This window comes from Clostridium boliviensis (assembly GCF_033342255.1).
Taxonomy (GTDB): domain Bacteria; phylum Bacillota; class Clostridia; order Lachnospirales; family Lachnospiraceae; genus Lacrimispora; species Lacrimispora boliviensis.
Window position 1 is genome coordinate 1 of record NZ_JAWONS010000243.1, and the last position, 330, is coordinate 330.

The window sequence follows — 330 nt, forward strand, 5'->3', positions numbered from 1 at the left end:
ATTTCCTGCCGGAGTTTTTGCGGGATGTTCTCGCCTGGCGCCTTCAGCGTCCAGGATCGGTGCAGGACTGTTTGGTGCCCCGGTGGATTCGGGTTTGAAATCGGAGCGGGCTTTCGCCGGTAGCTCCTTCAAGCATTTTCTGGGGAGGACGGGATGGGCTACAATAGTGAGGAGGAGGGGTTTCCATGCGCTTTGTGGATGAGGTTTATTCGCTGTACCGGGATCAGTTGAACGATGAAGAAGAAGACCCGGTGGCCCTGGTTCTCGATCTGCTGGAAGACCATAACCGGGAGGATATCCAGCGGTTGATCGATGAAATGAGCGATGAAG

General features: G+C 55.2%; 1 protein-coding gene. It reads left to right on the plus strand.

Annotation, left to right across the window (positions count from 1 at the left end; translation table 11 throughout):
* Positions 1-185 precede the first annotated feature (185 nt).
* Positions 186-330: DUF6154 family protein (locus tag RZO55_RS25925; protein WP_369293222.1), on the plus strand; the 145-nt coding region annotated here is incomplete at its 3' end.